Source organism: Paraburkholderia sp. J10-1 (assembly GCF_905220165.1).
In the GTDB taxonomy this organism is placed as follows: domain Bacteria; phylum Pseudomonadota; class Gammaproteobacteria; order Burkholderiales; family Burkholderiaceae; genus Paraburkholderia.
Map to the genome: position 1 here is coordinate 162187 of NZ_CAJMYW010000005.1, position 21761 is coordinate 183947.

General features: G+C 63.9%; 15 protein-coding genes. 9 read left to right on the top strand and 6 right to left on the bottom strand.

Going from position 1 to position 21761, the window contains the following annotated elements; genetic code table 11:
• Nucleotides 1-31 precede the first annotated feature (31 nt).
• The gene (locus tag U5A65_RS18160; protein WP_321946926.1) at nt 32-1318 is read left to right on the top strand and encodes an amidohydrolase family protein; all 1287 of its coding nucleotides are present in this window, start codon (nt 32-34) and stop codon (nt 1316-1318) included.
• A gap of 84 nt (nt 1319-1402) precedes the next feature.
• Here the strand turns inward: U5A65_RS18160 and U5A65_RS18165 are convergent, their stop codons facing one another.
• From U5A65_RS18165 to fixL, 4 genes are all read right to left on the bottom strand, one after another.
• Nucleotides 1403-3502: a M3 family metallopeptidase gene (locus U5A65_RS18165; RefSeq protein WP_321908991.1), complete on the bottom strand. Its 2100-nt coding sequence runs from the start codon at nt 3500-3502 to the stop codon at nt 1403-1405.
• Between the two features lie 251 nt (nt 3503-3753).
• Complete coding sequence (folD, locus tag U5A65_RS18170) at nt 3754-4608, bottom strand: bifunctional methylenetetrahydrofolate dehydrogenase/methenyltetrahydrofolate cyclohydrolase FolD (protein WP_321908989.1); 855 nt, start codon at nt 4606-4608, stop codon at nt 3754-3756.
• A 226-nt stretch (nt 4609-4834) separates the two neighbouring features.
• Nucleotides 4835-5482, bottom strand: coding sequence for an oxygen response regulator transcription factor FixJ (gene fixJ, locus U5A65_RS18175; RefSeq protein WP_158757559.1), 648 nt, complete (start codon nt 5480-5482; stop codon nt 4835-4837).
• Nucleotides 5479-7992, bottom strand: coding sequence for an oxygen sensor histidine kinase FixL (fixL, locus tag U5A65_RS18180; protein ID WP_321908987.1), 2514 nt, complete (start codon nt 7990-7992; stop codon nt 5479-5481). The genes fixJ and fixL overlap by 4 nt, the downstream gene beginning before the upstream one ends.
• A 295-nt stretch (nt 7993-8287) precedes the next feature.
• On the opposite strand from fixL, the gene aceE reads away from it, so the two are divergent.
• From aceE to lpdA, 3 genes are all read left to right on the top strand, one after another.
• Nucleotides 8288-10984 (top strand): pyruvate dehydrogenase (acetyl-transferring), homodimeric type, encoded by a 2697-nt coding sequence (gene aceE / locus U5A65_RS18185; protein ID WP_321908985.1) that lies wholly within the window; start codon nt 8288-8290, stop codon nt 10982-10984.
• Between the two features lie 78 nt (nt 10985-11062).
• Nucleotides 11063-12727, top strand: coding sequence for a dihydrolipoyllysine-residue acetyltransferase (aceF, locus tag U5A65_RS18190; RefSeq protein WP_321946927.1), 1665 nt, complete (start codon nt 11063-11065; stop codon nt 12725-12727).
• 95 nt (nt 12728-12822) lie between these two features.
• Nucleotides 12823-14574 carry a dihydrolipoyl dehydrogenase gene (lpdA, locus tag U5A65_RS18195; protein WP_321946928.1) on the top strand — a complete coding sequence of 584 codons (1752 nt, stop codon included), beginning with the start codon at nt 12823-12825 and terminating at the stop codon, nt 14572-14574.
• A gap of 241 nt (nt 14575-14815) precedes the next feature.
• On the opposite strand, the gene U5A65_RS18200 is transcribed toward lpdA, so the two are convergent.
• Nucleotides 14816-15388, bottom strand: coding sequence for a phasin family protein (locus U5A65_RS18200; protein ID WP_042264853.1), 573 nt, complete (start codon nt 15386-15388; stop codon nt 14816-14818).
• Nucleotides 15389-16104: 716 nt separating this feature from the next.
• Between U5A65_RS18200 and pbpG the strand changes: the two genes are divergently transcribed.
• The 3 genes from pbpG to U5A65_RS18215 all read left to right on the top strand — a co-directional run bounded on the left by pbpG (nt 16105) and on the right by U5A65_RS18215 (nt 18342).
• The gene (pbpG, locus tag U5A65_RS18205; protein WP_321908979.1) at nt 16105-17289 is read left to right on the top strand and encodes a D-alanyl-D-alanine endopeptidase; all 1185 of its coding nucleotides are present in this window, start codon (nt 16105-16107) and stop codon (nt 17287-17289) included.
• 237 nt (nt 17290-17526) lie between these two features.
• Nucleotides 17527-17814, top strand: a complete 288-nt coding sequence (locus U5A65_RS18210; protein WP_321946929.1) for a hypothetical protein — start codon at nt 17527-17529, stop codon at nt 17812-17814.
• Nucleotides 17815-17817: 3 nt separating this feature from the next.
• Nucleotides 17818-18342, top strand: a complete 525-nt coding sequence (locus tag U5A65_RS18215) for a DNA-binding protein (RefSeq protein ID WP_321946930.1) — start codon at nt 17818-17820, stop codon at nt 18340-18342.
• A gap of 70 nt (nt 18343-18412) precedes the next feature.
• Here U5A65_RS18215 and U5A65_RS18220 read toward each other — a convergent pair whose 3' ends face one another.
• Nucleotides 18413-19213 carry an IclR family transcriptional regulator gene (locus tag U5A65_RS18220; protein WP_321908974.1) on the bottom strand — a complete coding sequence of 267 codons (801 nt, stop codon included), beginning with the start codon at nt 19211-19213 and terminating at the stop codon, nt 18413-18415.
• 181 nt (nt 19214-19394) lie between these two features.
• Here U5A65_RS18220 and U5A65_RS18225 point away from each other — a divergent pair, with 181 nt between their 5' ends.
• Together U5A65_RS18225 and U5A65_RS18230 are read left to right on the top strand one after the other, a co-directional pair.
• Nucleotides 19395-20117, top strand: coding sequence for a (Fe-S)-binding protein (locus U5A65_RS18225; protein WP_321908971.1), 723 nt, complete (start codon nt 19395-19397; stop codon nt 20115-20117).
• An 89-nt stretch (nt 20118-20206) separates the two neighbouring features.
• Nucleotides 20207-21643, top strand: a complete 1437-nt coding sequence (locus U5A65_RS18230; protein ID WP_321908970.1) for a lactate utilization protein B — start codon at nt 20207-20209, stop codon at nt 21641-21643.
• Nucleotides 21644-21761: the final 118 nt, after the last annotated feature.

Consider the following 21761-nt stretch of genomic DNA (forward strand, 5'->3'; position numbering starts at 1 on the left):
CTCGCCGCCCGACCAGAACAAGGAGCCGCAGATGGACCTGATCATTCGCCGCGCGGTGCTCGCGCATGCCCATCCCGCCGGGTATCCCACGGTGGATATCGGCATCGACGGCGGGCGCATTGCCGCCGTGGAACCGCATCTCGCGGCGGCGGCACGCGAGGAGATCGATGCGGCGGGTGCGCTCGTGAGCGCACCGTTCGTCGACGCGCATTTCCACATGGACGCCACGCTCTCATATGGCCTGCCGCGCGTGAATGCGTCGGGCACGCTGCTGGAGGGCATTGCGCTGTGGGGCGAGCTCAAGCCGCATCTCACGCAGGAGGCGCTCGTCGAGCGCGCGCTTCAGTACTGCGACTGGGCCGTCGCGCGCGGGCTGCTCGCCATCCGCTCGCACGTCGATGTGTGCGACGCGCGGCTGCTCGCGGTCGAAGCGCTGCTCGAAGTGAAGCGCCGTGTCGCGCCGTATCTCGATCTCCAGCTTGTGGCGTTTCCGCAGGATGGCGTCTTGCGCAGCCCCGGCGCTTTCGACAATCTCAAGCGCGCGATCGCGATGGGCGTGGACGTGGTAGGCGGCATTCCCCACTTCGAGCGCACGACGGCGGAGGGTGCCGAATCGGTGCGCCTGCTCTGCGAGTTCGCCGCCGATAAGGGCCTGCGCGTGGACATGCATTGCGACGAATCCGACGACCCGCTTTCGCGCCACATCGAAACGCTCGCGGCGCAAACGCATCGCCTGGGCCTGCACGGGCGCGTGACCGGCTCGCATCTCACGTCGATGCATTCGATGGACAACTACTACGTGAGCAAGCTGATTCCGCTCATGTGCGAATCCGGTGTCGCGGCGATTGCGAATCCGCTCATCAACATCACGCTGCAGGGGCGCTCCGATACCTACCCGAAGCGCCGCGGCATGACGCGCGTGCCTGAGTTGATGGCGGCAGGCGTGACTGTTGCATTCGGCCACGATTGCGTGATGGACCCGTGGTACAGCTTCGGCTCGGGCGACATGCTCGAAGTCGCGCATATGGGTCTGCACGTCGCGCAGATGACGGGCACCGACGCCTCGCGCGCCTGCTTCGATGCGGTGACCGTGAATGCCGCGACGATCCTTGGCCTTGAAGGCTATGGCGTGGCGCCCGGGTGCGCGGCGAACCTCGTCGTGCTCGACGCGCGCGATCCCATCGAGGCGATCCGGTTGCGCGCAGCGCGGCTCGCAGTCGTGAGCCGGGGCAGGGTGGTGAGCCGGCAACCTGCACAGCGCGCGGCGCTTTCGCTCGAGGGGCGGCCGGAAAGCGTCGATTTCAGGCTGCATCGATAAAACGCAAAGGCAACAAAAAACCGCGCATGGGTTGCACACCCATGCGCGGTTTTAGTTCGGATCGCTTACGAGCGAGTCACGTGATCATGACTGTGCCGGCGGCTGCTCCATGCCGTTGTGACGCAGCAGCGCGTCGATGTTCGGCTCGCGGCCGCGGAAGGCCTTGAACGACTCCATCGCCGGGCGGCTGCCGCCCACTTCGAGAATTTCCTTGCGGTAGCGCGTGCCGGTCGCTTCGTCGAGCACGCTCGACTTCGCGGCCTGCGCGGCTTCCTCGAAGGCTGCGTAGGCGTCGGCGGAAAGCACTTCGGCCCACTTGTAGCTGTAGTAGCCGGCCGCATAGCCGCCCGCGAAGATATGGCTGAACGTGTTCGGCCAACGCGAGAACGAAGTCTGCGGAATGACGTGATAGCGCTCGTTGATCTCGCGCGCCAGGTCGTTCGCGCTCTTGCCCTTCGAAGCGTCGAAGTCGACGTGCAGCGCCATGTCGAACATCGAAAACACGATCTGGCGCAGCGTGCCGAGACCGCTCTGGAAGTTCTTCGCGGCGAGCATCTTGTCGAAGAGTTCGCGCGGCAGCGGCTTGGCGGTTTCAACGTGCGAACTCATCTCGCGCACCACGTCCCATTCCCAGCAGAAGTTCTCCATGAACTGCGAGGGCAGTTCGACGGCGTCCCACTCCACGCCGTTGATGCCCGATACGCCCAGTTCATCGACACGCGTGAGCATGTGGTGCAGGCCGTGGCCGAACTCGTGGAAGAGCGTGATGACTTCGTCGTGCGTGAAGCACGCGGGACGGCCGCCCACCGGCGCCGAGAAGTTGCACGTGAGATACGCGACGGGCGTTTGCACGCCGTTGCCTTCGAGCTTGCGGCGCGAGCGTGCGTCGTCCATCCATGCGCCGCCGCGCTTGCCTTCACGCGCGTAGAGATCGAGATAGAACTGCGCGACGAGCGTGCCGTCCGCATTTTCCACGCGGAAGAAACGCACATCGGGATTCCACACCGGCGCGCTGTCTGCGCGGATACGCACGCCGAACAGCGTTTCCGTGACCTTGAACAGGCCCTGCAGCACGAAGTCTTCGGGGAAATATTGCTTTACCTCGTTCTCGGAAAACGAGTAGCGCTTCTGGCGCAGGCGCTCGGCGGCGAACGCCATGTCCCACGGTTCGATCTGCGCGAGGCCCAGTTCGCTCGCGGCAAATTCGCGCAGCTCTTCCCAGTCCTTTTCGGCGTGCGGGCGCGCGCGCGTGGCGAGGTCCTCGAGGAAGCTCATGACCTGGGCCGGCGTTTCCGCCATCTTCGGCGTGAGCGAGACTTCAGCGAAGTTGTTGTAGCCGAGCATCTTCGCTTCTTCGGCGCGCAGCTTCAGTTGCTCCTCGATGATCGCCGTGTTGTCCCATTCGGCCTTGCCGCCGCCGTAGACGGGACCGAGTTCCGATGCGCGCGTGACGTAGGCGCGGTACATCGTTTCGCGCATCGCGCGGTTTTCCGAGTACTGCAGCACCGGGAAGTACGAGGGGAAGTGCAGCGTGAATTTCCAGCCTTCCTTGTTCTCGCGCTCGGCGGCTTCACGCGCGGCGGCGATCACGTCTTCGGGCAGGCCCACGAGATCGGCTTCGCTCGTCGCGTAGAACGCGTAGCCATTGGTCGCGTCGAGCACGTGGTCGGAGAAGGCTTTGGCGAGCGCGGCCTGGCGCTCCTGCAGTTCGGCGAAACGCGGCTTCTGGTCTTCGGGCAGCTCCGCGCCCGAGAGGCGGAAGTCGCGCAGCGAGTTGTCGAGGATCTTCTTGCGCTCGCCCGAAAGCAGTTCGAACGAGTTGTGATTCGTGATGGCCTTGTACTTCTTGAACAGTTCGAGATTCTGGCCGACGCTCGACCAGAATTCGGTCACACGCGGCAGGTTCTCGCCGTGGGCGGCGCGCAGTTCGGGTGTGTCGGCGACGGCGTTCAGGTGACCGACCACGCCCCAGGCGCGCGAAAGCGGCTCGCTCGCGCGCTCGACCGGCTCGACCACGTCGCTCCATTGCGAGGGCGTCATGGGTTGCGCGGCGCGCTCGACCGCAGCCTTTGCGTTCGCGAGCAGGACGTCGAGCGCAGGCGTCACGTGCTCGGGGCGGATTTCGCCAAAGCGCGGCAGGCCGGTGAAATCGAGGAGCGGATTGTCGGAGGGGGTAGTAGCCATGATGCTTCCTGTTCCTGTCTGTCGCGGGTTAGGGGACCGGGGCGCGGCATGCGCGCGCGTGCCCGATATTTCGGTTATTGGGGCGCCAAGTGCACTTTCCAACCGGGCTATCCGAGCAAATTAACAGATGTGGCGCAACGGCGGCGAAATCCCTGCCCGCGTGACGCGCGCGGGCGGTCGTCGCAAAAAGAAAGCGGCCCGTAATGGGCCGCTTCCGGAACGTCATGCTGTAACGCGCGCTCGCACAATGCTTATGCTGCGGCCGCGCGCTCCGCCGCTTCGATCGTGTTCACGAGCAGCATGGTGATGGTCATCGGGCCGACGCCGCCCGGCACCGGCGTGATGAAGCCGGCCACGTCCTTGAGGCCAGCGAAATCGACGTCGCCGCAGAGCTTGCCGTTGTCGTCGCGGTTCATGCCCACGTCGATCACGGTGGCGCCGGGCTTGATCATGTCGGCGGTCAGCACGTTGCGTTTGCCCACCGCGGCGACCACGACATCGGCGTCGCGCGTGTGCTTCGCGAGGTCGCGCGTCTTGCTGTGGCAGATCGTGACCGTCGCGCCCTTTTCGAGCAGCAGCAGCGCCATGGGCTTGCCGACGATGTTCGAGCGGCCGATCACCACGGCGTTTGCGCCTTCGAGTGGGATCTTGTATTCCTCGAACATCTTCATCACGCCATAGGGCGTGCACGGGCGAAAGAGCGGTTGGCCCGTCATGAGCGCGCCCGCGTTGGCGACGTGAAAGCCGTCAACGTCCTTCTCGGGCGCGATCGCCTCGATGACCTTGTGGCTGTCGATGTGCTTGGGCAGCGGCAACTGCACGAGAATGCCGTTGATCTTCGGGTCGCGGTTCAGTTCGTCGATGCGCTTGAGCAGGTCGGCTTCGGAAAGCGACTCGGGATAGCGGTCGTACGACGAGTAGAGGCCGTTGTCTTCGCAGGCTTTGACCTTGTTGCGCACGTAGACTTCGCTCGCCGGATTGTCGCCGACCAGCACGACGGCGAGTCCCGGCTGATGGCCGCGGGCGGTGAGGGCGGCGGCGCGCATGGCGACGTCGGCGCGCAGTTTCTTGGAGAGGGCGTTGCCGTCGATGATAGTGGCAGTCATGGTCGGTCGGGGTCGAGAGTGGGCAATGCGGGCTCGTGGGGGCGCGAGCGCTGGCGCGCGTGGGGTGCGGGCGAGCGGCATAGGGCGGGCGCCATTCGAAGGCCGACATTATACCCGCGCGCAGGGCGGGCTCTGACCTGAACGGACGAAGGGCGAAGAATGTGGGTCGCGGCGAGACGCCGCGGGCTGCATTGGCGCGCGCCAATGCAGCCCGGGAAGGGTGCGCTTACTGCTGCGCCTGTTGCGGCTTGTTGGAGAGCGCGAGACGCAGCAGGTCGGCGACCGTGTTGACGTTGAGCTTCTCCATGATGTTGGCGCGGTGCGCCTCCACCGTTTTGATGCTGATGCCAAGGTCGTCGGCGATTTGCTTGTTCAGGCGGCCCGCGATGATGCGCTCGAGCACCTGGTGCTCGCGCGCCGTGAGTTTGCCGAGGCGTTCGGCGGCCGCGCGCTGTTGCTGCACGTTCGTGCTTTCGTTGCGCGCCTTGTCGAGCATGCGCTCCACGAGCTTGCGCAGTTCGGCTTCGTCGAAGGGCTTCTCGATGAAGTCCATCGCGCCCTTCTTCATGGTCGAAACGGCCATCGGCACGTCGCCGTGGCCCGTCACGAAGATGGTCGGCAGCGCGGCGTTTTCTGCGATCAGACGTTCCTGCAATTCGAGACCGCTCATGCCCGACATACGCACGTCGAGAATCAGGCAGGCGATCTGGCCGGCCTGTTGTGCCGGCTGGTAGGCCTCGAGGAACTCCTCCGCGCTATTGAAACACTGGACACGGTAGCCGTTCGCTTCGAGGAGCCATCGCAGGGAGTCTCGTACGGCCTCGTCGTCATCGACAACAAAGACGGTTTCCTGGGTGGTGACTGGGCTGTTCATGGCTCTCCCGTAACGGTTTGTGGAGTCGGTTCGTCGGTGTTCCGCGAGGGGGTGTCCGATTCGCCGATGGGCAGACTGCAATGGAACGTTGCGCCGCTGATGTGGCCGTCGGATTCGACGTTGTTGACCACCCAGAGACGCCCGCGGTGCGATTCAATGATGGAACGGCAGATGTTCAGGCCCATGCCCATGCCGTCCGATTTGGTGCTGTAGAAGGGTTCGAAGAGGCGCTCGGCCGTGGCTTCGTCCACGCCCGGGCCCTGATCGACGACGCTGATGCACACGTTGCCGCCTTCGCGCTTCACGATCACGCGGATCACCGGGTCGATCGCATTCGGGCGAGCATCGGCCATGGCTTCTGCTGCGTTCTTCAGCAGATTGACGAGCACCTGTTCGATCAGCACCGGATCGACGTAGATCACGGGCATGCGCGAGCGCATGTCGGTCACGATGCGGATGCGGCGCTTGCGCGCCTCGATCTCGGCAAGACCCACCGCGTCGGCGACGATGTCGGCCACACGCGCGGCCTGCCGCTTCGGTTCGGAGCGCTTCACGAATTCGCGGATGCGCTTGATGATCATGCCGGCGCGCACGGCCTGCTGCGCCGTTTTTTCGAGCGCGGGCAACAGGTTCTCGGGCGCGCCGCGGCCCGACTTCACGAGCGCGACGGTGCCCGAGGCATAGTTGTTGATGGCGGCGAGCGGCTGATTCAGTTCGTGCGCGAGCGACGAGGCCATTTCGCCCATCGTCATCAGGCGGCTCGTGAACTGGAGCTTTTCGTCCTGCTGGCGGGCCAGTTCCTGCGCCTGCTTGCGCGTGGTGATGTCGGTCGCGATCTGCATCTGCGCGAGGTGGCCGTCGACCCACTGGATGTACTGGCGGCGCACTTCGAACCACTTCTGGATGCTCTCGACGTACACCTCCTGGGCATCCGCCGTGCTTTCGGTGAGCGCGGTGGCGGGCAGGCCGGCGAACGCGTCGACCATGTCGATCGAGTCCGAGGAAGCGCTGGCCGAATCGAAGCCGCCACCGCCCGCGAGTTCCAGATGGCCGTCCGGGCGGATGCCGAACAGGTGGCGGTAGTAGCGGTTCGCAAACAACAGTTCGGCTTCGTCGGCGGCGAGCACCGAGACGGCGGCGTCGAGGCTTTCCAGCACCGTGGTGAAGCGCTCGTGCGCGGCGGCGAGTTCTTCGCGTGCGCGCTTGGGTTCCGTGATGTCGGTCATCGACGACATCCAGCCGGTCTGGCGGCCTGAGCTATCGATGAGCGGCGAGACATAAAGCCGCGCGTGGAATTGCGAGCCGTCCTTGCGGCGCACGCGCAACTCGAAGCCTGAGGAGGGCGCCTTGCCGCGCAGCGTCATGTCGAGCTGGCGCTGCATTTCGGGGTAGGCGTCGCGCGGCCAGTAGGGGAACGGTGCGTTCTTGCCCACGAGGTCGCTTTCGTCCCAGCCGGTCATGCGGCAGAACGCCGGGTTCACGTGCGTGATGCGCCCATGCATGTCGAGCACACGCATGCCGATCAGCACCGAATTTTCCATGGCGCGGCGGAAGAACGCTTCCGCGTAGAGCGCCTGCTGCGCCTCGAAGCGCTGGCGCGTGTGCTTCCACAGGCTCCAGAGACTCCACAGCACGAAACACGACAGACCGGCAACCAGCCACACGAGCGTGTTGTTCGTGAAGTTGGTCATCTGCGGGTACGAGTACACGCGCACCGAAACGCCCTGGCCCGGCGGGTCGAGCGGCAGGTCGTAGTAGACGTCGCGCGGTAGGCGCGGACGCGTCGAGGTGGTGGCGAGCTCGCGGTTGTTCGCGTCGAGAATCGAGATCTTGTACTTGGCCGACAGCTCGGGCGGGATGTCGTGCTTCAGGATGCCTTCGACCGAGAACACGGCCGCGATCGAACCAAGGAATTCCCGATCGCGGTATACCGGCGTTTGCAGCGTGATGTAACCGTTACCGACGTCGTCGTAAATGAGCGGCGAATACACCTGGCGGCGCGTGGCGCGCGCCTCGGCGAATGCGGCCTTCACGGCCTCGTCCATTTGCGCGTCGTTCGGCTTCGCGAGGCGCTGGCCGAATACCGGCATCGCCGTGTTGGGCCAGCGCGGCTCCTCCTGGCTCGTGTACCAGTTGAGATAGAGGATCTCGGGATGGCCCTGCATGATGTCCGTCGTGGACGTCTGGAAATACTGCGGGTCGCTATGCCCCGCGGCCAGGTCGCGAGCCAGCGCCTGCAGCTGCTCCTGCGCGCCTGTCATGGAAAGCCGGATCTGCTGCTGGGCCCACGCCACGTTGCGGTAGAGCGTGTCTTCCTGCTGCTGTTGCTCGCGGCGGTTCAGGCTCCACAAGATCAGGCTCATGACGATCAAAAACACGAGGATCGACAGGAGCGGCGTCAGCAAATAGGAATTCGACCACCAGGGTCCGTGGTGCCAGCGAGATGGCGACGACTCGCCGGGCGTTCCGGGCGGCCGCGCCGAGCGTGCGAAAAGCCGTTCGGTCAACATGGCAAGGATTGTAGCTCAGCGTAAGACGCCGAAATGCCGTGAAAAAAGCCGTAAATCGCCGATAAACGGGTGCAAACTGGCCGTTATCGGCACAGGGGCATGAACGATTAAGCGTGCGCTGCAGCAATTTTTCACATTATAAAATTGCATCTCGCAATTCGAAAATTTTGTTGCGCGATGGTCAGGGGGGTCATTACAATCGCCCCGAAGCTGCTGCGGTTGGCCCGGTCACGTCTTAAGCGTCGCCGCCCGCATGGTCCGATCAACAGCGTTCCCCTACATCCAGGAGACGAGCATGTCCGCTGTACCCGACGAAGTCCTCAAGTACGTTGCCGCCGACAAGGACGAGGATCCCCAGGAAACCGCCGAATGGCTCGAAGCGCTGGATGGCGTGATTTCGACGGTCGGCCCTGATCGCGCCCACTACCTGATCGAAAAGCAGATCGAATTCGCCCGCGTGCACGGCGAGCATCTGCCGTTCTCGGCGAACACGCCGTACATCAACACGATCCCCGTCGCCAACCAGGTGCAGAACCCGGGCGACCAGGACATCGAACACCGCATTCGCTCGTACACGCGCTGGAACGCCATGGCCATGGTGCTGCGTGCGGGCAAGCACACGAACGTGGGCGGCCACATCGCGTCGTTCGCCTCGGCGGCCACGCTTTACGACGTCGGCTACAACCACTTCTGGCGCGCGCCCTCGGCTGAGCATGGCGGCGACCTCGTGTTCGTGCAGGGCCACTCGTCGCCTGGCGTCTACTCGCGCGCGTTCCTGCTGGGCCGCCTGAGCGCGAACCAGCTCGACAACTTCCGTCAGGAAGTGGACGGCGGCGGCATTTCGTCGTACCCGCACCCGTGGCTGATGCCGGACTTCTGGCAGTTCCCGACCGTCTCGATGGGTCTCGGCCCGATCATGGCGATCTACCAGGCGCGCTTCATGAAATACCTGCAGGCGCGCGGCATTGCGAAGACCGACGGCCGCAAGGTCTGGGCCTTCCTCGGCGACGGCGAGACGGACGAGCCGGAATCGCTCGGCGCGATCGGCATGGCCGGCCGCGAGCACCTGGACAACCTCGTGTTCGTCATCAACTGCAACCTGCAGCGTCTGGACGGCCCGGTGCGCGGCAACGGCAAGATCATCCAGGAACTCGAGAGCGAGTTCCGCGGCGCCGGCTGGAACGTCATCAAGGTCATCTGGGGCAGCCGCTGGGACGCCCTCTTCGCACGCGACAAGACGGGCGCGCTGATGCGCCGCATGATGGAAGTCGTCGACGGCGAATACCAGACGTACAAGTCGGAGTCGGGCGCGTTTGTTCGCGAACACTTCTTCAATACGCCTGAACTGAAGGCACTCGTCGCCGACTGGTCCGACGACGACATCTGGAACCTGAACCGCGGCGGCCACGACCCGCACAAGATCTACGCGGCGTTCCATCAAGCCCAGCACGCGAAGGGTCAGCCGACCCTCATCCTCGCGAAGACGATCAAGGGCTATGGCATGGGCGAAGCTGGCCAGGCCATGAACATCACCCACCAGCAGAAGAAGATGCAGGTGGATCAGCTCAAGAAGTTCCGCGACCAGTTCCGCCTGCCGATCACGGACGAGCAGATCGTCGACGTGCCGTACCTCACGTTCGAGGAAGGTTCGAAGGAACTGGACTACATGCGCCAGAAGCGCATGGATCTCGGCGGTTACCTGCCGGCGCGCCGCCAGAAGGCCGAGTCGCTGCCGGTGCCGGCGCTCGACGCGTTCGAGCCGCTGCTCAAGGGCACGGGCGAAGGCCGCGAGATCTCCACGACGATGGCGTTCGTGCGGATCCTGAACATCCTCTTGAAGGACAAGGCGCTCGGCAAGCGCGTCGTGCCGATCGTGCCGGACGAGTCGCGTACCTTCGGTATGGAAGGCCTGTTCCGCCAGATCGGTATCTGGAACCAGGAAGGCCAGAAGTACGTGCCGGAAGATTCCGACCAGCTGATGTTCTACAAGGAATCGCAGACGGGCCAGATTCTCCAGGAAGGCATCAACGAAGCCGGCGGCATGTGTGACTGGATCGCAGCCGCGACGTCGTACTCGACGCACGGCGAGATCATGGTGCCGTTCTACATCTTCTATTCGATGTTCGGCCTCCAGCGCATCGGCGACCTGGTGTGGGCGGCGGGCGACATGCGTTCGCGCGGCTTCCTGCTGGGCGGCACGGCTGGCCGCACGACGCTTAACGGCGAAGGTCTGCAGCACGAAGACGGCCACTCGCTCCTGTGGGCCGCTTCGGTGCCGAACTGCGTGAACTACGACCCGACGTTCGGCTATGAACTCGCGGTCATCATGCAGGACGGTCTGCGCCGCATGGTGCAGGAGCAGGAAGACGTGTTCTATTACATCACCGTGATGAACGAGAACTACGAGCACCCGGCGATTCCGCAGGGCGAGCACGTGGCGGCCGACATCATCAAGGGCATGTACGCGTTCCGCAAGGGCGCCGACAACGCCAAGGCGCCGCGCGTGCAGCTCATGGGCGCGGGCACGATCTTCAACGAAGTGATCGCCGCGGCCGACCTGCTGAAGAACGACTGGGGCGTCGAAGCCGACCTCTGGAGCGTGCCGAGCTTCACCGAACTCGCGCGTGAAGGTCACGAAGTCGAACGCTGGAACCTGCTGCACCCGAGCGAGCCGCGCCGCGAATCGCACGTCGAGAAGCTGCTCAAGGACACGCAAGGTCCGGTCATCGCTTCGACTGACTACGTGCGTGCGCTGGTCGACCAGATCCGCGGTCTCGTGCCGCGCAAGTTCGTGGTGCTCGGCACCGACGGCTTCGGCCGCTCGGACACGCGTGAAAAGCTGCGTCACTTCTTCGAAGTCGATCGTTACTGGACCACGGTTGCGGCGCTCAACGCGCTCGCGGACGAAGGCAAGATCGAGCGCAAGGTGGTTGGCGAAGCCATCGCCAAGTACAACCTCGATCCGTCCAAACCCAACCCGATGACCGTCTAACCCATCACCCCTGTGCATGGCATGTGCGCCTCCCCGAAGCGGGGAGGCGTGTTGTATGCGGCCCCGGAGACACTAACAATGAGTCAAGCGATCGAAGTCAAGGTGCCGGACATCGGCGATTACAAGGACATTCCTGTAATCGAGGTGCTGGTGAAGGCGGGCGATACCGTCGAAAAAGAGCAGTCCCTCGTTACGCTCGAGTCGGACAAGGCGACCATGGATGTGCCGAGCCCGGCGTCGGGCACGGTCAAGGAAGTGAAGGTCAAGGTCGGCGACAACGTGTCGGAAGGCTCGCTCGTGCTGGTCCTCGACGGCGCTGGCGCCGCGGCGGCTCCTGCTGCCGCGCCTGCCCCGGCACAGGCTGCCGCTGCACCGGCTCCCGCCGCTGCACCCGCACCGGCTGCCGCACCCGCCGCTGCCGCGAGCGGCGGCGTGCAGTCCGTCAAGGTCCCCGACATCGGCGACTACAAGGACGTGCCGGTCATCGAGATTGGCGTGAAGGTTGGCGACCGCGTCGAGAAGGAGCAGTCGCTCGTCACGCTCGAATCGGACAAGGCGACGATGGACGTGCCGAGCCCGGTGGCTGGCGTCGTCAAGGAAATCAAGGTCAAGGTCGGCGACAACGTGTCGGAAGGCACCGAGATCGTCATCGTCGAAGCCGAAGGCGCTTCGGCTGCGGCCGCCGCACCCGCGCAGAAAGCGCCGGTCGAACAACCGTCCGACGCGCCACAAGCCGCACCGGCCAAGCCCGCGCCGGCCGCACCGTCGGCACTCGCACAGGCGCCGATCATTCCGGCAGGCGAAGGCGGCGCGCGCCGTCCGAGCCACGCTTCGCCTTCCGTGCGCAAGTTCGCGCGCGAACTCGGCGTGGACGTTGGCCGCGTGGCGGGCACGGGCCCCAAGGGCCGCATCACACAGGACGACGTCACCGCGTTCGTGAAGGGCGTGATGACGGGCGCGCTGGCGGCACCGGCTGCGGCTGCTGCCGCTCCGGCGGGCGGCGGCGCGGGCCTGAACCTGCTGCCGTGGCCGAAGGTCGACTTCACGAAGTTCGGCCCGATCGACACGCAACCGCTCTCGCGCATCAAGAAGATCTCGGGCGCGAACCTGCACCGCAACTGGGTCATGATCCCGCACGTCACGAACAACGACGAAGCGGACATCACCGACCTCGAAGCGCTGCGTGTGCAGCTGAACAAGGAAAACGAGAAGGCGGGCGTGAAGTTCACGATGCTCGCGTTCGTCATCAAGGCCTGCGTCGCCGCGCTCAAGAAGTTCCCGGCGTTCAACGCGAGCCTCGACGGCGACAACCTCGTCTTCAAGCAGTACTACCACATCGGTTTCGCCGCCGACACGCCGAATGGCCTCGTCGTGCCGGTGATCCGCGACGCGGACAAGAAGGGTCTTGTCGACATCGCCAAGGAAATGGCCGAGCTCTCGAAGCTCGCGCGCGAAGGCAAGCTCAAGCCGGACCAGATGCAAGGCGGCTGCTTCTCGATCTCGTCGCTCGGCGGCATCGGCGGCACGCATTTCACGCCGATCATCAACGCGCCGGAAGTGGCGATCCTCGGCCTGTCGAAGAGCGCGATGAAGCCGGTGTGGGACGGCAAGCAGTTCGTGCCGCGCCTCACGCTGCCGCTGTCGCTCTCGTACGATCACCGCGTGATCGACGGTGCAGCTGCCGCGCGCTTCAACGCGTACCTCGCTTCGATCCTCGGCGATTTCCGCCGCGTGATTCTGTAAAACCGATCTGACCGGCTCGCGCTGCCGCGCCGCACGTTCATGACGTGCGCGCAGCGGCAGGCGCGGCCGGTCATCCTTTAGGGGTAGGGGACACCATGAGTCTCGTCGAAGTGAAAGTGCCGGATATCGGCGACTTCAAGGACATCGACGTCATCGAAGTCAACATCAAGGCGGGCGACGTCATCGAGAAAGAGCAGACGCTGCTCTCGCTCGAGTCGGACAAGGCCACGATGGAAGTGCCCAGCGACGTCGCGGGCACGGTCAAGGAAGTGAAGATCAAGGCTGGCGACAAGGCTTCGCAAGGCACGGTGATCGCGCTGGTCGAAGCCGCCGTTGGCGCGGCCGCGCCCGCGCCGAAGGCCGAAGCGCCCAAGGCTGCCGAAGCACCGAAGGCCGCAGCGCCGGCACCGCAAGCCGGCAGCTTCAGCGGCAGCGCCGACGTCGAATGCGACATGCTCGTGCTTGGCGCCGGCCCCGGCGGCTACTCGGCAGCGTTCCGCTCCGCCGACCTTGGTATGAAGACCGTGCTGGTCGAGCGTTATTCGACGCTCGGCGGCGTGTGCCTGAACGTGGGCTGCATTCCGTCGAAGGCGCTGCTGCATACGGCGCTCGTGATCGACGAAGCCGAAGCGCTCGGCTCGCACGGCATCACGTTCGGCAAGCCGCAGATCGATCTGGACAAGCTGCGCGACTTCAAGTCGGGCGTCGTCAAGAAGCTCACGGGCGGCCTCGCCGGCATGGCGAAGGCGCGCAAGGTCGAAGTCGTGACGGGCGTGGGCGCGTTCCTCGACCCGAACCACATGGAAGTGGTGGGCGAGAGCGGCAAGAAGATCGTCAAGTTCAAGCAGGCGATCATCGCTGCCGGCTCGCAAGCCGTGAAGCTGCCGTTCATGCCGGAAGACCCGCGCGTGGTCGATTCGACCGGCGCGCTGGAACTGCGTCAGATTCCGCAGAAGATGCTCGTGATCGGCGGCGGCATCATTGGTCTCGAAATGGCGACTGTCTACGCGACGCTTGGTGCGCAGATCGACGTCGTGGAAATGCTCGACGGCCTGATGGCGGGCGCGGACCGCGATCTCGTGAAGGTCTGGGAAAAGTACAACGCGAAGCGCTTCGCGAACGTCATGCTCAAGACCAAGACCACGAAGGCCGAGGCGAAGGACGACGGCATTTACGTGTCGTTCGAGGGTGAGAAGGCGCCGGCCGAGCCGCAGCGCTACGACCTCGTGCTGGTCGCCGTGGGCCGCTCGCCCAACGGCAAGAAGATCGGCGCGGACAAGGCCGGCGTGGCGGTGACGGATCGCGGCTTCATCGACGTCGACAAGCAGATGCGCACCAACGTGCCGCACATCTTCGCGATCGGCGATGTGGTCGGCCAGCCGATGCTCGCGCACAAGGCCGTGCACGAAGGCCACGTGGCGGCGGAAGCGGCGCATGGCGAGAAGGCGTACTTCGACGCGCTGCAGATTCCGTCGGTGGCCTACACCGATCCGGAAGTGGCGTGGGCCGGCAAGACCGAAGAGCAGTGCAAGGCCGAAGGCATCAAGTACGGCAAGGCAGTGTTCCCTTGGGCCGCTTCGGGCCGCGCGATCGCTAACGGCCGCGACGAGGGCTTTACCAAGCTGATCTTCGACGAAGAGACGCATCGCGTGATCGGCGGCGGTATCGTCGGCCTGAACGCGGGCGACCTCATCAGCGAAGTGTGCCTCGCCGTGGAAATGGGCGCGGATGCGACGGACATCGGCAAGACGATCCACCCGCACCCGACGCTGGGCGAGTCGATCGGCATGGCGGCCGAGTTGTACGAGGGTGTCTGTACAGACCTCCCGCCGCAGAAGAAGAAGTAAGTTCGTGTCGCGCCGCTCGTTGCGGCGCGCACGAAGAAACGGCGCACTCCGTGAGGAGTGCGCCGTTTGCATTTTGGGGTAACGCTCAGTGCTGCGTGATGTTGCGAGAGGCGCCGGAGCGTAAAAAAGATTCCCGGTCGGCGACCGGGCAAGTGACATGCCGGGCGGCATGCCGGAGCGTTCAGGTCCGACGCACGGTGCGCCGCTGCTGCTGCGCGCGCACCGGTTCAATGTGCAACGTTCAGACCGTCTTCTTGGCCGAAGCGGCAGCCGAGCGCGACGCCTGGGCGGCAGCCTTGCTCGCAGCAGCGGTGGCGGCGTTGAAGTTGCTCTCCGCCATTTCCACGGCTTGCTTCGTAGCCTTGTGGACCGTTTCGTAGGTCGTGTTCGCGGCGTTGATGGCCGACTTGATCACGGCAACTGCGGTTTCCGAGCCAGCCGGTGCGTTCTTCGCGACGTTGTCGACGAGCGATTGAACCTTGCGGTTCTGCTCTTCGTAGTGGGCTTCGGCGACCTTCGCAAACTCAGCCTGGGTGGCCGAGGCGATTTCATACACATGACGGCCGTACGACAGCAGCTTTTCGGTCAGCGGCTGGGCATAGCTCGTTTGCAGGGCCAGGAATTCCTGCGCGTCCTTCACCGACAGTGCGCGCTGGGCGTGTTCCTGCGATTCCGCCAGATTCGAGCGGACAGCCTGAAGGTTCAATTCGACGAGCTTTTCCACGCCTTCGAATGCCTTGCCGGTGAGGCCGAACAGGGTTTCGAGGTTGGCTTTCTGGGCAGCGGCGAATTGCTCAGGGGTCAGCAGACTCATGTTTACGCTCCTGTATGTCGGCGGCCTTCGTGGGTCGCCTGAAGTAAGTGGCACGGCGCTGGTGCTCTGTCACTCGCTTTGTGCGTCGCAACATTGACTCGATTTTAGGATGCTCCGGAAGAAAGTCAAGGCTTTTTGGTGCGTCGCACAATGTCGATAATTTATTATTAAACAGTCACTTATGCCTCGCGCATGGCGCAGGTGCGACAACGGCGCCGACGCCCCAAGGCGCTAGCCCCACGGCGGGTTGCGGGCGGCGGCGGGCAGGGTGGGGCAAGCGCGGAAACGCGGCTTCTGGCAAGATGCGGCATGGATCACATGAACGCGCCTATGGGATTTCTCCTGGGTGCGTACACCAAATTCCTACATGGAACGTTAATGATCCATTGCTGTCGAACGCGCGTCGCGCGGCACGGCGGCACTGGTGGTCAGGCAATCTCACCCGTATTTTCCTCAGTTCAAGTTCCGTACGACGAACGCCGTTAACGCAGCAAGCGCACTGTGCGTGCGCCGCAAACGTTATCAGCAGGCGGCGCCGTGGCGAGAGGAGCGGCTTGGGCAATTGTCTGACTCCATCGAATGCGGGAAGTGCATTGGCCAGCTCAATCGAAGGTCATACTTCGGTTTAATGAGCGCCGATAAGTGCTTCAATTTGCGAATTTTTCGTGGTTTTACTACACTTGGCGAACGATCCCGCCGCTCCATCAAGAACACCAATGAAATCCGACAAGCTCCTGTCGTTCTCACTGATGCCGTCGTCGGTTATCAGCACCGCGTTGTCGGTTGCTATTTCCGTCGCGATCAGTGCGACGCTCGTGGCGCCTGAGGGCGCCTTTGCTGCGTCGCAAGACGCTGCACCGGCCAAAACGGCCAAGGCGAAAAAGGCCACCAAGAAGGTTGCGAAGGCTGAGCCGGAATCGGCAAAGGCCACCAAAAAGGCGGGCGCAACCCGTACCGTCGCCGCGAAAGACGACGATGCGCGTCCGGTGGCGAAAAAGCGCCGCGTCACTTATACGATGAACGGCCGCCATCATTCGGCGGTGCGCCGTGTCGCGTTCGAACCGCGCCAGCCGACCGTCGGTCAGGCGTTCGGTCTGCACGAGACGCCTGACTCGCTGATGCTGCGCTCGGGCGTTGCGTACGTGGTCGACCAGAACACGCTCGAGCCGCTGTTCGACAAGAACTCGCACGCCGTCGTGCCGATCGCCTCGATCTCGAAGCTCATGACGGCGATGGTCGTGCTCGACTCGAAGGAGTCGCTCTCGGAGCAAATCGAAGTCACGGACGAAGACCGCGACTACGAAAAGAACACGGGCTCGCGTCTTTCCGTGGGCTCGGTGCTCTCGCGCGAAGACATGCTGCACATCGCGTTGATGGCCTCGGAAAACCGTGCGGCGGCAGCGCTCTCGCGCTATTACCCGGGTGGCCGTCCGGCGTTCATCGCGGCGATGAACGCGAAGGCAAAGCAACTCGGCATGACCGATACGCACTTCGAGAATTCCACGGGGCTCACGAGCCACAACGTCTCGACCGCGCGTGACCTTGTGAAGATGGTGAATGCGGCCTACCAGTACCCGATGATTCGCCAGTTCTCGACCGACCGCAGCTACGACGTGTTCACGGGCAAGCGCAACCTCGCCTACAACAGCACGAACGCGTTGGTCCGCAATGCGTCGTGGGACATCGGCTTGCAGAAGACGGGCTTCATCAACGAAGCGGGTGAATGCCTCGTCATGCAGACGACGGTTCATAATCGTCCGGTGATCATGGTCCTGCTCGATTCGAGCGGAAAGTATTCGCGCTTCGCGGATGCAACGCGCGTACGCACGTGGCTCGACAATGGCGGCGCCGACCAGCAGCCGCGCATTACGAGCGCCGACGCAGGCGGTCCTGGCACCTGATCCCAGTCGTTGCCGATTTACCCGACAAACGCCCCGCAACTGCGGGGCGTTTTGCTTTCTGATGCGTGGTGGTCGTCCTATGACGATCGGCAGACTGTCTCGTCATTTGGTTCGTCGGCAACATTGCCCGGTAAGTACCTGGCACCCATTCCCGCCTGGCTTTTGTGCCCGGTGATACGGGGTTTTGATGGTTGTCAATTGACAACCAATCCGACGATGCATACACTGAGTTTGTCGATGAGACGTTCGCACCCAAAGAAAGAGATCGAAGCCGTGCTTGCTTACGCCGAGAAACAAGGCTGGTTAGTTCAGCCAGGTAAAGGCCACGGGCACGCGTGGGGTCGCATGTACTGCCCATACAACCATGCCGCCTGTCGTTGCGGGGAATTCTGCATCACGAGCATCTGGACCACGCCGCGTAACGCGGGCAATCATGCCTATGTGCTCAAACGAGTGGTCGACAATTGCACGACCCATCGTAACAACGCGGCAGCCGCATGTGCGGCGGCCGTTGCGCCGGAGTAACGCATGGATTATCTGTTCACTCTCAAGTACCAACTGCCGGCCGAAGACAGCGATCACGAGGCGCTCGTGGAGCGCCTCGCCGTCGCAGGCTGCGACGACGCGACAATCGGCGTTGGGTTGCCAGGTCGAATCGCGCTGACGTTCATGCGCGACAGTGCGAATGCATGGTCGGCAATCTATTCGGCGCTGCAAGACGTCAAAAAGGCGGTGCCTGCCGCGCGCCTCGTAGAAGCCGCGCCAGATTTCGTCGGCTTGACCGATGCCGCCGACTTGACCGGCATGTCGCGCCAGAACTTGCGCAAGCTGATGCTCGGGCACACGGCGGAATTTCCCCAGCCCGTGCACGAGGGCAATCCGTCGCTATGGCATTTGAGCGACATCCTGGCCTGGCTGACGGGTCGCGACGGATACAGCATCGACTCGGCGCTGCTCGAAACGGCGCGCACGGCGAAGCAGGTGAATCTCGCAAAAGAAGCGCGCCATCTCGATACGAAGCTGAATCGCAAGCTCGATGAACTGGTGGTGTGAGGACGGCGGCGAGCCAAAAAAAAAGCGGAGGGCACGCCTCCGCTCTTCTCGATTCTGCCTCGCGCTGACTTCACGCGGGCTGCGCGTTGCCTTCAGCGGGCTCCGCGTGATAGCCCAGCGACTCCGAAATCGTGAGCGCCGTCTTGCTCAATTGACCGAGCCACGAATCTTGCAACCGATCCGCGGGCGCGGAGAGCGAAAGGCCTGCTACGAGCTTGCCGGTATCGTCGTAGATGCCAGCGGCGATGCACCGTACGCCGAGTTCGAGCTCCTCGTTGTCACGTGCGCAGAACTGCTGGCGTACGTGGGCGAGTTCGCGCTCGAGGCGCCCAAGGTCGGTAATGCTGTTGCGCGTATGGCCCGAAAGGCCGGTGCGCGTGGCGTAGGCGCGCACGCGGTTCGCTTCGTCGGCGGCGAGAAAGAGCTTGCCGACCGAAGTGAGGTGCAGCGGGGCCCGGCCGCCAATGGCGCGCACCACCTGCATGCCCGAGCGCTCCGAGTAGGCGCGTTCGATATAGACGATTTCGTCGCCCTGGCGCACAGAGAGGTTGACGGTCTGACCCGTGAGGCGGTGCAGTTCGCGCATCGGTGTGAGCGCCGCGTCGCGCACGGAAAGGCGTGCCTTCACCAGGTTGCCGAGTTCGAGCAGCCGCATGCCAAGGCGGTAGGTGCCCGGGTCGGAGCGGTCGACGAGCCGGCAGCTCACCATATCGTTCAGGATGCGGTGCGCAGTCGAAGGGTGCAGTTCGGTGCGCTGCGCGAGTTCCTTCAGGCTGACCGGGTCGCTGTGCGCGGCCAGCGCGTCGAGCAGGCGCATCATGCGCTCGATCACCTGAATCGAGGTCTTCGGATCTGGATGGGTGTCGCTCATGAGTTCAGATTCGTTTGACGCTTGAGGCGGAAATGCATTGTATCTCGTATTGTGAAAAAAGTAAGCGGTAGGGCGGCGGCTTGTGCTGCGCTGCGGCGGGCCGGCGAGGGTGATGCAGACCCGCGTTGGTCGTGGCGACGAAACAGCGGATAATCGGGGACGGTTTTAACGAGGAGTCCCCATGCGAGTCGGTTTGTTCGTCACGTGCCTCATCGACACGATGCGTCCGGAAATTGGCTTTTCGGCGCTCAAATTGCTCGAAGAGGCAGGCTATGAAGTCGTCGTGCCGCCTGCGCAGACCTGCTGCGGCCAGCCGGCCTACAACTCAGGCGAGCGCGCGCTCGCGCGTGATCTCGCGGAAAAGACGCTGCGCGAATTCGAGCAGTTCGACTATGTCGTCGTCCCATCGGGCTCCTGCGGCGGCATGATCCGCGTGCACTACGGCGACCTGTTCCGGGACGATCCGGAACTGATGGGGCGCTACGGCAAGTTGCGTGAGCGCGTCTACGAACTCACGGATTTCCTCGTCAACGTCGCGAAGGTCACGCTGCCGCAAGGGGAGTTCAGCGGGCCGGTGACCTACCACGACTCGTGCTCGGGCCTGCGCGAACTTGGCGTGAAGGCACAGCCGCGCACATTGCTCGCCCAGCGCGGCGTCGAAGTGCATGAGATGAAGGATTGCGAGCACTGCTGTGGTTTCGGCGGCACCTTTGCCGTGAAGTACGGTGACATTTCGACGGCCATTGCCGATGAAAAATGCGCAAATGTTCAGGCGAGCGGCACGGGCGCCGTGGTGCTCGGCGACCTCGGCTGCATGCTGAATATCGAAGGCCGCCTGCGCCGCACCGGCGACACCGCCACGCGCGTGCTGCACGTTGCCCAGGTGCTGGCAGGCGACGTGTGATGCGCCGCTGGTTGCCATCGCGCCTTTTGCGCGCAGTGCACGAATAGCCCCAGATCCTGCCGAACACCGCACAACATCGCCCACACGCCATGCAAGTCCAATCGATGCAGTTCAAAGCGCGCGCCGGCCAGAAGCTGGCCGATGAGCGTCTGCAGCACAACCTCAAGAAGCTCTCGACGAAGTTCGTCTCGGCGCGCGCCGAGGCGATCACCGCGATCGATTTCCCCGCCACGCGCGCCGCGCTCAAGGCGCGCCGCAACCGCGCGCTCGAGAATCTCGATGTCTGGCTCGAACAGTTCGAAACCGAGGCAACGCGGCGCGGCGTGACCGTGCTCTACGCGGAAACGGCGCAGGATGCGGCGAAGCTCGTCGCGGACATCGCGCGGCGCCACGACGTGCACAAGGTCATCAAGACAAAGTCGATGGTTTCGGAGGAAATGCGGCTCAATACGGTGCTCGCGGAAATGGGCGTGCAGTCTATCGAGACCGATCTGGGCGAGTACATCCTGCAGATCAACGACAACGAGCCGCCGAGCCACATCATTGCGCCCGTCGTCCACAAGGACAAGGATGAGATCGCCGATCTCTTCGCGAAAACGCACGACAAACCGCGTCTGACCGAAATCCCCGATATGACGCGTGAGGCGCGTGAAGTCCTGCGTCCGCATTTTCTCTCGGCGGATATGGGCGTGACGGGTGGCAACTTCCTCGTCGCGGAAACCGGCTCGGTCGTGCTCGTGACCAACGAAGGCAACGAGGGCATGTGCACGGTGATGCCGCGCGTGCATGTGGCGGTGACGGGCATCGAGAAGGTGCTGCCTACGCTTGAAGACCTCGCGACGGCCATGCGTCTGTTGCCGCGCTCGGCAACGGGGCAGGCCACGTCGAACTATTTCTCGGTTTTGACGGGCCCGCGCGGACCCGAAGACCAGGACGGCCCGGAGCATATGTACGTCGTACTCGTGGACGGCGGCCGCACTGGCCTGATTGGCGGGGAATTCCAGGAGATGCTGCGCTGCATCCGTTGCGGGGCGTGCATGAACCACTGCCCTGTCTATCAGAAGGTGGGCGGCCATGCGTACGGCTGGGTCTACCCGGGACCGATGGGCTCCGTGCTCACGCCAAGCTACGTCGGTCTCGAAAAGACACTCGATCTTCCTCAGGCAGCTACGCTCTGCGGCGAATGCAATAGCGTCTGCCCGGTGGGCATTCCGCTGTCGGATTTGCTGCGCAAACTGCGCGAGAAGCAAGCGGAGAGGCATCTGCGCCCGTGGCGCGAGCGTGCGGCGCTCGCCGCGTGGGGCTGGCTCGCGCTGCATCCAACGGCCTACGCATTGCTCACCAAACTCGGCGTGCGGATCCTGGAGCGCATGGGCGGCCAGGCCCGGCTCATTCGCAAGCTGCCATTTGCGCGTGGCTGGACCAACGGGCGCGACATGCCCGCGCCGGTCGGCCGCACGTTCCGCGAACTGTACGCGGCGCGGCACACGCATCTGGACACGACAAAGCGCCCCGAACAGGCCTGACGCGCGCCCATCGGTCAAGCTCAGGTCGCCGACTATTTAAGCTGGCGCAACAGTGTGTTCGTCCGGACCGGGTTTTTCCTGATTGCGACTCTCTATATCATCTCGACTGGCGATAGTG